General features: G+C 63.0%; 1 protein-coding gene. It reads right to left on the reverse strand.

Going from position 1 to position 919, the window contains the following annotated elements:
• Positions 1–127: 127 nt before the first annotated feature.
• Positions 128–919 (reverse strand): alpha/beta fold hydrolase (locus BN1137_RS03490; RefSeq protein WP_157433620.1); only part of this gene is annotated, 792 nt, incomplete at its 5' end.

The raw sequence follows: 919 nt of genomic DNA on the forward strand, positions 1-919 counted from the left end.
AAGGCCGGATCCAGGTGCAGCGGATTGAAATCCTCCGACAAGCCGGCGAAGGCGCTCACTTCCGCCGGCCCGAAGCGCTTGCTCAGGCTGGCCTTCTGGCCGACGACGAGCGTGATCCTGTGAGTGCTCATGCAGATACCTCTTCGGTTGCCTTGGTGAAGATGGGGTTGAGCCGCGCCTTGACGTAGTCGCCGGGGGCGGCAGCCAGGCCTTCGCCGGGCACGCGGGCGGGGATGGGGTCGTGCTCCCCGTCCCGTGCCTTGATAAAGGCGGTCAGCTGTGGCCACCAGGAGCCGGTCTGATGGGTTGCGCCTTCATGCCAGGCTTCGGGGCTCTCGCAGTGCGCCTCGTTCTGCCAGAAGCCATATTTGTTGGCCGCCGGTGGATTGATGATGCCGGCGATGTGACCCGATTCGGCCAGGATGAAGCGCTGCTCGCCGCCAAACAGCTTCATGCCTTGCCAGGTGCCTTGCCAGAGCGCGATGTGATCGTCGATGGCCGACACCAGCAACACCGGCGTCTTCACCTTGGAAAGATCGATGCGGGTCTGGCGGATCTTGAGCTCTCCCTTTACCAGCTGGTTCTCAAGATAGAGACGGCGCAGCAGGCTGTTGTGGGTCTTGCCCGCCACGTTGGTGCTGTCGCTGTTCCAGTGCAGCAGATCGAAGGCAACCGGGCTCTTGCCCTTGAGGTAGCTGTCGATGTAGTAGTTCCAGTAGAGATTGTTCTCCCGTAGCAGGCTGAAGGAGACCGCCAGCTGGCGACCATCCATGATGCCCTTGGCCTCATTCTGGACCTCCAGGGCCGCGATGATCGGCTCGTGGATGAAGATGCCGAGTTCGCCCGGCTGGGAGAAGTCCAGCAGGGTGGTGAACAGGGTTGCGCTGCGCACCCGTTGCTTCTGGCGGCGCGCCGCCAG

The sequence above is a fragment of the Aeromonas tecta genome, assembly GCF_000820185.1.
GTDB lineage: Bacteria > Pseudomonadota > Gammaproteobacteria > Enterobacterales > Aeromonadaceae > Aeromonas > Aeromonas tecta.